Origin of the sequence: Cellulomonas sp. IC4_254, from assembly GCF_011603975.1 — a bacterium.
Classification (GTDB): domain Bacteria; phylum Actinomycetota; class Actinomycetes; order Actinomycetales; family Cellulomonadaceae; genus Cellulomonas.
This window is the reverse complement of sequence record NZ_JAANNB010000169.1, coordinates 1-8662: the sequence shown is the minus strand read 5'-3', so window position 1 is coordinate 8662 and position 8662 is coordinate 1. Positions and strand designations below refer to the sequence as shown.

The window sequence follows — 8662 nt, the reverse complement described above, 5'->3', positions numbered from 1 at the left end:
GACGGGCATCGCGCGCCCGCCGCGCCCGTGCGCGCGATGCCCGTCGTCTCCGACCGGGTCCGCGACCTGCACGCCCGGATGACGCTCGAGGAGAAGCTGGCCCAGCTGGTCGGCTACTGGCTCGACCAGAACGGCACGGTCGCCCCGATGCAGTCCGAGATGGCCGCGGGCCAGCAGGACTCCGGGCAGCTGCCCGAGATCACCCGGCACGGCCTCGGCCACTACACCCGGGTGTACGGCACCCGTCCGGTGGACCCGGTGGAGCGCGCCGCGTGGCTCTGGGCCGAGCAGCGCCGCCTCAAGCGGGAGACCCGGCTGGGCATCCCCGCGCTGGTGCACGAGGAGTGCCTGACCGGCCTGGCCGCCTGGCAGGCCGCGACGTACCCGACGCCGCTCGCCTGGGGCGCGTCCTTCGACCCCGAGCTCGTGCAGGAGGCGGCCCGCGCGATCGGCGACTCGATGCGCGAGCTGGGGATCCACCAGGGCCTGGCCCCGGTGCTCGACGTCGTGGGCGACCCGCGCTGGGGCCGCGTCGACGAGTGCATCGGCGAGGACCCGTACCTGGTCGGCACGATCGGCACCGCGTACGTCCGCGGCCTGCAGGAGGCGGGCGTGCACGCCACGCTCAAGCACTTCGCGGGCTACTCCGCGTCCGCCGCCGGCCGGAACCACGCTCCGGTGAGCGCGGGTCCGCGCGAGCTGCTCGACGTGTACCTGCCCCCGTTCGAGATGGCGGTCCGCGACGGCGGCGCCCGCTCGGTGATGAACGCCTACGTCGACGTGGACGGCGTCCCGATGGCGGCGAGCACCGAGCACCTCACCGGCGTGCTCCGCGAGCAGTGGGGCTTCGACGGCGTCGTGGTCGCCGACTACTTCGCGGTCGCGTTCCTCGAGGTCATGCACCGGGTCGCGGCCGACCGCGGCGAGGCGGCGGCGCAGGCCCTGGAGGCCGGCATCGACGTCGAGCTGCCGACCGGCGACGCCTACCTGGCGCCGCTGACGGAGCGGTTGCGCGCCGGGCTGACCGACGAGCGCCTGGTCGACCGCGCGGTGCTCCGCGTGCTCGCGCAGAAGGAGGAGCTCGGCCTGCTGGAGCCGGACGCGTTCGCCGACGAGCCGCCGGCCGAGGTCGACCTCGACTCGCCGCGGCAGCGCGCGCTCGCCCGCCGGCTGGCGCAGGAGTCGGTCGTGCTGCTGGCGAACGACGGCGTGCTGCCGCTGGCGCCCGCGGGCGCGGCCGGCCGGGCGCGCCGGGTCGCGGTCGTCGGCCCGAACGCCGACCGCCCCGAGGCCCTGATGGGCTGCTACTCGTTCGCCAACCACGTGCTGGCGCACCACCCCGGGCTGCCGCTCGGCTTCGAGATCCGCAGCGTGCGCGAGGCGCTGGCGGCGGCGCTCGCGGGCGACGGCGCGGCGGACGCCCCCGAGGTCGTGCACGCCGAGGGCTGCACCGTCGAGGGCGACGACACCTCCGGCTTCGCGGCCGCCGTCGAGGCGGCCGCCGGCGCGGACGTCGCCGTCGTCGTGGTCGGCGACCAGGCCGGGCTGTTCGGCCGCGGCACGGTCGGCGAGGGCAACGACGCCGACTCCCTCGAGCTCCCGGGGGTGCAGCGGCAGCTGGTCGAGGCGCTGGTCGCGACCGGCACCCCGGTCGTCCTGGTGCTGCTCACCGGCCGCCCGTACGCCATCGGCTGGGCGCTCGACGGCGAGGGCCCGCGCCCGGCCGCGGTGCTGCAGGCGTTCTTCCCGGGCGAGGGCGGCGGCGACGCGATCGCCGACGTGCTCACCGGCGCGGTCAACCCGTCCGGCCGGCTGCCGGTGTCGCTGCCGCGCTCGGCGGGCACCCAGCCGTACCGGTACCTGCACCCGGTGCTCGGCGGGCCGTCGGACGTCACGTCGACCGACCCCACCCCGGTGCGCCCGTTCGGCTTCGGGCTGGGCTACACCGAGTTCGCGTACGGCGACCTCGCGGTGGACCCGTCCGTCGACTCGGCGGGCTCGTTCGAGGCCGCGGTCACCGTGACCAACGTCGGCGCGGTCGCGGGCACCGAGACCGTGCAGCTGTACGGACACGACGTCGTCGCGACCGTGACCCGGCCGGTGGTCGAGCTGCTGGGCTACGCCCGGGTCGACCTGGAGCCGGGGGAGTCGCGGCGCGTGACGTTCCGGGTGCCGACGACGCGACTCGCGTTCGCCGACCGCCGGTTGACCCGCGTGGTCGAGCCCGGCGACGTGCACGTCTGGGTCGCGTCGCACGCCGAGGCGGCGCCCCGCTCCGCCGAGGTCGCCGGCACCAACGGCGCGATCCGGATGGCCCGCGCCCGCGCGGAGCGCGAGGTCGCCGGCACCGCCACGGAGCGCCGGGTGCTCACCGTGACCGGCGGCGTGCACGAGGTGACCGCCGCGGACGCCCGGGTCGTCGAGGTGAAGGTCACCGCCCCGTGACGACGGTCGCCAACCCGGTCCTGCCGGGCTGCCACCCGGACCCGACGGTGTGCCGGGTGGGCGACGACTACTACCTGGTGACGTCGACCTTCGAGTACCTGCCCGGCCTGCCGGTGTTCCGCAGCCGCGACCTCGCGCACTGGGAGCCCGTCGGGCACGCCGTGCGGCGGCAGCTCGACCTGTCCGGGCTGCCGTCGTCCAGCGGCCTGTACGCGCCGACGATCCGGCACCACGACGGGCTGTTCTGGGTCGTCTGCACGCTGGTGGACCAGCGTGCCGACGGCGCCTCGGCGGAGGAGCGCCGGCCCGGCCTCGGGCACTTCCTGGTGACCGCGGCCGACCCGGCCGGCCCGTGGTCCGAGCCGACCTGGCTCGGCGGCGACGGCATCGACCCGTCGCTGTTCTTCGACGACGACGGCCGGGCGTGGGTGCTCGCCACCCGGCCCGCGCGGCAGCCGGAGTGGCCGGGCCAGACCGAGGTGTGGCTCCGCGAGCTCGACACCGCCACCCGCACGCTGGTCGGCCCCGAGCGGGTCGTCTGGACCGGGGCGGTCCGCGGCGCGGTCTGGGCCGAGGGCCCGCACCTGTACCGGGTCGACGGGGAGTACCTGCTGGTCGCCGCCGAGGGCGGGACCGAGGTGCACCACGCGGTCTGCGTCGCGCGCGCCGCCGCGATCGAGGGCCCGTACCGCGGCAACCCGGCGAACCCGGTGCTCACCCACCGGCACCTCGGCCGCGGCGTGGACGTGGTCGCCGCGGGGCACGCCGACCTGGTCGAGGCCCCCGACGGCACCTGGTGGGCCGTGCTGCTCGCCATGCGCACCTCCGGCGGGTACCACTACCCGCTCGGCCGGGAGACGTTCCTGGTGCCCGTGGCCTGGGAGGACGGCTGGCCGGTGCTCGCGCCCGGCGTCGGCCGGATCCCGCCCGTGGTGGACGTCCCGACGGTCCCGGGCTGGCCCGGCGACCGGGTGGTGTCCGGCCGGCAGTCCGGACCCGTCCCGCCCGGCGACCTGCGGTGGACCGGCGTGCGGGCGCTGCCCGAGGACGTGGCGACGCCCGCCGGTGATGGCTGGGACCTGCCGCTGCGGCCCGCGACCCTCGCCGACCTCGACGTGCCGGCCTTCCTCGGGCTGCGGCTCGAGCACCCGCAGGCCGACCTGGTGGTCCGGGTGGCGGCCGACCTCGCCGAGGGCGAGGAGGTGGCGTTGGCGATCCGGCAGTCCGAGCGCGACCACGTGCGGCTGGCGGTGACGCGCGGGCCCGGCGACGCCCGCACCGCCCGCGCGCTGCACGTGCGCGCCGGCGCCGGCGAGACGCTGCTCGGCGAGGCCGCGCTCGGGCAGGCGCCCGGCGCCGACCTCACGCTGGTGCTCGAGGCCCTCGGGCCGGACCTGCGGCTGCTGGCGGCGTCGGGCGACGACGCCCCGGTGCTCGTGGCCACCGCGGACGCCCGCACCCTCGACAGCGTCGCGACCGGCGGGTTCCTCGGGCTGTGGGCCGGCGTGCTCGCCACCAGCGCGGGCCGGCCGACCACGACCGTCGCGCACGTCCGGTCCGTGGTCTACTCGCCCGTGCCGTGACGTGCGCTGACGCACCCGGACCACCGACAGGAGAACCGTGTTCCAGGACCTGCCCGAGCCCGCGCTCTGGGAGCACGCGAGCGCGCTCGTCGAGCCCGCCGACCTCGACGCCTTCTGGGCCCGCACCCTCGCGGACAGCCGCCGGCACGACGCCGCGCCGGTGCTCGTCGCGGAGCCGACCCCGCTGACCACGATCGACGTGTGGGACGTGACGTTCCCCGGCTTCGGCGGCGACCCCGTGCGCGCCTGGTACCGCCGGCCCGCCGGGGTCACGGGGCCGTTGCCCGTGGTCGTGCAGTACGTCGGGTACGGCGGCGGCCGCGGCGCGCCCACGGAGAACCTGCTGTGGGCGTCCGCCGGTTTCGCGCACCTGCAGATGGACACCCGCGGCCAGGGCTCCGGCTGGAGCCGCGGCCACACCCCGGACCCGCACGGCACCGGACCGCAGGCCCCCGGGGTGATGACGCGGGGGATCGAGGACCCGGAGACGTACTACTACCGGCGGCTGCTGACCGACGCCGCGCGGGCGGTCGACGCCGCCCGCGCGCTGCCCGGGGTCGACCCGGACCGGGTGGCCGTGGTCGGCGGCAGCCAGGGCGGGGCGATGGCGATCGCCGCCGGGGCGCTCGCGGACGTGTCGGCCGTCGTCGCGGACGTGCCGTTCCTGTGCGACGTCGCCCGGGCCGTCGGGATCACCGACAGCAAGCCGTACGCGGAGGTCGTCGAGTACCTGGCCGTGCACCGGGACGCCGAGGAGCGGGTGCTGCGCACGCTGTCCTACGTCGACGGCGTCGGCCTCGCGCGGCGCGGGCGGGCACCGGCCCGGTTCACCGTCGCGCTGATGGACGTGGTGGTGCCGCCGTCCACCGTCGTGGCCGTGCACCGCGCCTGGGGCGGCCCCAAGGAGCTGCGCGTCTGGCGGTACAACGGGCACGAGGGCGGCGGCCCGGAGCAGGACCGCGAGGCCGTCGAGTTCGTGGCGCGGGAGCTGGGCGCCGGGCCACACTGAGCGCCATGCCCACGCGCGCGATCGTGTTCCACGGCACCGGCGGGAGCCCCGGCAACGTGTGGTACCCCTGGCTGGCCGGGCGCCTGGCGGCCCGCGGGTACGCCGTCGAGCGGCCGGCGTACCCGGAGGTCAACGTCGAGCCGGTCGCGACGTTCCTGCCGCGCGTGCTGGCCGCGCACCGGTTCGACGCCGACACGGTCCTGGTCGGCCACTCGGGGGGCGCCGCGCTGCTGCTGGCCCTGCTGGAGCACCTGGACGCGCCCGTCGCGCAGGCGGTGCTGGTCGCCGGGTACTGGCGGCGGCCGAACGACGCCGACGAGCCGGTGCTGCAGGACGCCTACGACTGGGACCGGATCCGCGCGCACGCGGGGGACCTGGTCTACGTGAACTCGGTCGTCGACCCGTACGGCTGCGACGCCACCCAGGGCCGCGAGCTGCTGGACCGGCTCGGCGGCACGCTCGTCGTCCGGGACGACGGGCACTTCGGGGACTGGCACCAGCCGTACCCGGAGTTCCCGCTGCTGGAGCGCCTCGTGCTGTGACCTGTCCGGCGAGCGGCCCGGGGGTGACCGCGCGGTGTCCGGCCGATGGCGGTTGCGCCCGGGGCGGGTGCCAGCACCCGGACACGCGGCCGGGACCGCTCAGATCCGCGCCCCGGCGGTCGAACATGGCGGGCAACACCGACTGGAGGACCACCATGACCGCCACGCTGACCGCGCGCCGCCCGCTGCACCCGCTGGACCCCGCCGAGCACGCGCCGTCGTGCACCCGCCCCGGCTGGCACCTCGACACGAGCCCGGTGCGGTTCGGGATGGTCGTCGCCCGGTGCACGCTGTGCGGCGCGATGGAGTGGCGCGAGCGCTGAGCCACCCGGTCGCGGGCATGAAGAAGCCCTCGGCCGCGCAGGGGGCAGGCGACCGAGGGCGAGGCCCACTCTAGCCAGGTCCGGCCGCGACGGCCAACCGCCTCACCCGATCGGATGCCACCGATCCCGACCGCCGGGTCAGCCGGCGCTCGCGGAGAAGCTCTTGCCCGGCCAGTAGGCCCACTCCTCGAAGTGCTCGACCCGTCCGTCGCCGGCGAACCGCAGCACCCACAGGTCCCGGTACTCCTGCGGCTCGTCGCCGCCGTACCGCACCTCCGCGCGCACGACGGCGTCGCGCCCCTCGACGGCGACCACCTCGGCGTCCATCGTGAACGGCGTCGGGTCCGACCAGAAGTCCCGCACCGCGTCGAGCCCCGCCAGCGCCGGCTCGTAGGGGGAGCGCAGGTAGCGCACGTCCTGCGTGAACAGCGTGCCGAGCGACCCGGGGTCGTCCTCCCGCCACGCCCGCTCGTAGGCGGCGACCCAGCCCATGACGTCCGCGCGGTCCATGCGTCCCCCTCGTGGTCGGTGCGGCCGCGACCATCGTGCGCCCCGGCGCGACGCCGCGTCGAGGGGGTGCCGGGGGAGCCGGCGGGGCGTCAGGCGACCGGGCCGGTCTCCTCCAGCAGCCGGAGCGCGGCCGTGACCCGGGGGTTGCGCGACGGGTCGGCGTCGATGCCGAGCGTCGCGTAGATGCCGTTGATGTGGTTCTGCACCGACTTCTCGGTGATCCGCAGCGTCTCGCCGATGCCGGCGTTCGACAGGCCCTGCGCCAGCAGCCGCAGCACGGCGTACTGCCGGTCGGTGAGCCGCGACACCGCCGACCCGGCGCGCGGCGCCACCCGGTCGAGCAGCGCGGGGTCGAGCGTCGTCCGCCCCTCGGCGGCGGCCCGGACGGCCGTGACCAGCGTGGCGGCGTCGGTCGACGAGGTCTTCGACAGGTACGACCAGCCGGCGGCCACGTCCGGCGGCAGGTCGAGCAGCAGGTCCATCGCGTCGTGCGCGGACAGCAGCAGGATCCCGAGGTCGGGCTGGTGCCGGCGCAGCGTCACGCCGAGCGCGATCCCGTTGCCGTCGGGCAGGTCGATGTCGAGCACGGCGACGTCGGCGGCACCCGGCCGCAGCGCGGCGGCGCCCTCCTTGACGGTGCCCACGGAGGCGACGACGCGCACGTCGTCGGCCGCCCCCAGGGTGAGCTCGAGCATCGACCGGAACAGGGGCTGGTCCTCGACGACCACCACGCGGGTCGTCCGGGCTGCGGGATCGGACATCGCCGACAGTATGGTGTCCCGACCCGGCGAGCGGGCGGCGGCACGCGGACGACGTGCGGGGAGGACGGGGTCGGATGCCCACGGGAGCGACGCGGGACGCCGCCGCGGTCCGTGCCGACCGGCGCGTCCTGCTGGCCGCCGCGGGCACCGTGATGACCGCGTTCGCCATCGGTGCGGCCGTGCAGACCGCCTGGGTCTACGGCAACCAGGGCGGGGTCGTCCCGGTGACCGACCGGATCCTGGCGAACCTCACCGCGGTGGCGTCGATGCTGCTGATCCTGGCGGCCACCGGGGTGTCCCTGCCGCAGCGCGGCCCGCTGGCCCTCGTCGTGGGCGTGCTCAGCGCCGGCGTCACGGCGTCCGGGGTGCGGTTCGCCTTCCAGCTGCTGCTCGACGTCTACGTGGACCCGGCGGACTCGGTGATCGTCGCCGAGCTCAGCAGCGGCGCCGTCGTCGCGTGGGTCGCGGCGACCATGGGGCTGGCGGCGATGCTGTCGCAGCGCCGGCTGCGCACCGAGGTCGCCGAGGCGGCGCAGAGCCGGCTGCAGATCGAGCTCGCGCTCGCGGCCCTGCAGCACGAGGAGGTGCGGGTCCGCCGCGAGGTGGCGGAGGGCCTGCACGGCAGCATGCAGCAGCGGCTGGTGCTGGTCGTCGCACGGCTGGACGGGCTGCTCGCCGAGCTCGGGGCCGCGGGGGACCGGCGCCCGCTCGCCCCGGAGGACATCGCGCTGCTGCGCGAGGTGCGCGAGCAGATCGAGACCGTGCGCGAGGCGGACGTCCGCACCACCAGCCGGATGCTGTACCCCGAGCAGCTCGAGGTCGGCATGGTCCCGGCGATCCGCGCGCTCCTCGGCCGCATCCCGCGCACCGTGAACACCCGGCTGGGCGTGTCCGACGAGGTCCGGGTGGTCGACGACCCCGCGGACCCGCGGCTCACCCGCAGCGAGCGGCTGCTGGCCGTCCGGGTGGTCGAGGAGGCGATCAGCAACGCGCTGCGCCACGGCCAGGCCGAGGTCGTCGACGTCCGGGTGTCGCTGGTCGGCGGCGCGCTGGAGGTGCGGGTGTCCGACGACGGCCGCGGCTTCGGCGAGGACGCGGGCCCGGCGTCCGGGACCGCGCGGCTGGCGGACCGGCTGCGGCTGGTCGGCGGGGACCTGCGGGTCACCTCCGTGCCCGGCGACGGCACCCAGGTGGTGGCGCACCTTCCGGTGGAATCGCTGCGGGCGTCGACGCTCTGACCTGCGGGGTTCGGTTTTTCACCCACCCGTTATGTCCGATTCGTCCTGCTAAATGTTGCAAAGTCGGTGTTGACGTGCAGTCACACGGGTGCTGCCACCCAGGAAGCGCATCCCCGGGGGGTGCGCGGCGGCCCTAGTGTGCGCGAGCCGCGACCGCCGGGACCCCCTGCTCCGACGACGCGGACCAGCGCCCCCGCCCTCCGGCTCCGCGGGCCGCGCCGGACCCGCCGAGCCGCGCCAGCCCAGGAGTG

Annotated in this window: 8 protein-coding genes; 6 read left to right on the top strand and 2 right to left on the bottom strand. The window is 76.6% G+C overall.

What is annotated here, in order from left to right; translation table 11 throughout:
• Positions 1–36 precede the first annotated feature (36 nt).
• From G6556_RS14780 to G6556_RS14760, 5 genes are all read left to right on the top strand, one after another.
• Positions 37–2445 carry a glycoside hydrolase family 3 N-terminal domain-containing protein gene (locus tag G6556_RS14780; protein WP_166942961.1) on the top strand — a complete coding sequence of 803 codons (2409 nt, stop codon included), beginning with the start codon at positions 37–39 and terminating at the stop codon, positions 2443–2445.
• Positions 2442–4028, top strand: coding sequence for a glycoside hydrolase family 43 protein (locus G6556_RS14775; RefSeq protein ID WP_166942958.1), 1587 nt, complete (start codon positions 2442–2444; stop codon positions 4026–4028). The genes G6556_RS14780 and G6556_RS14775 overlap by 4 nt, the downstream gene beginning before the upstream one ends.
• Positions 4029–4065: 37 nt before the next feature.
• The gene (locus tag G6556_RS14770; protein WP_166942956.1) at positions 4066–5037 is read left to right on the top strand and encodes an acetylxylan esterase; all 972 of its coding nucleotides are present in this window, start codon (positions 4066–4068) and stop codon (positions 5035–5037) included.
• Between the two features lie 5 nt (positions 5038–5042).
• Entirely contained in the window at positions 5043–5579 is a 537-nt protein-coding gene (locus tag G6556_RS14765; RefSeq protein ID WP_166942953.1) for an alpha/beta hydrolase, read from the top strand.
• A 155-nt stretch (positions 5580–5734) separates the two neighbouring features.
• On the top strand, positions 5735–5902 hold the full coding sequence (locus G6556_RS14760; RefSeq protein ID WP_166942951.1) for a hypothetical protein: 168 nt from the start codon (positions 5735–5737) through the stop codon (positions 5900–5902).
• A gap of 138 nt (positions 5903–6040) precedes the next feature.
• On the opposite strand, the gene G6556_RS14755 is transcribed toward G6556_RS14760, so the two are convergent.
• On the bottom strand, positions 6041–6412 hold the full coding sequence (locus G6556_RS14755; protein ID WP_166942948.1) for a nuclear transport factor 2 family protein: 372 nt from the start codon (positions 6410–6412) through the stop codon (positions 6041–6043).
• A gap of 89 nt (positions 6413–6501) precedes the next feature.
• Positions 6502–7173 (bottom strand): response regulator transcription factor, encoded by a 672-nt coding sequence (locus G6556_RS14750; RefSeq protein WP_166942945.1) that lies wholly within the window; start codon positions 7171–7173, stop codon positions 6502–6504.
• Positions 7174–7247: 74 nt separating this feature from the next.
• Here G6556_RS14750 and G6556_RS14745 point away from each other — a divergent pair, with 74 nt between their 5' ends.
• A complete protein-coding gene (locus tag G6556_RS14745) occupies positions 7248–8411 on the top strand; it encodes an ATP-binding protein (RefSeq protein WP_166942942.1) in 1164 nt (387 codons plus the stop codon).
• The last annotated feature ends 251 nt before the right edge of the window (positions 8412–8662 follow it).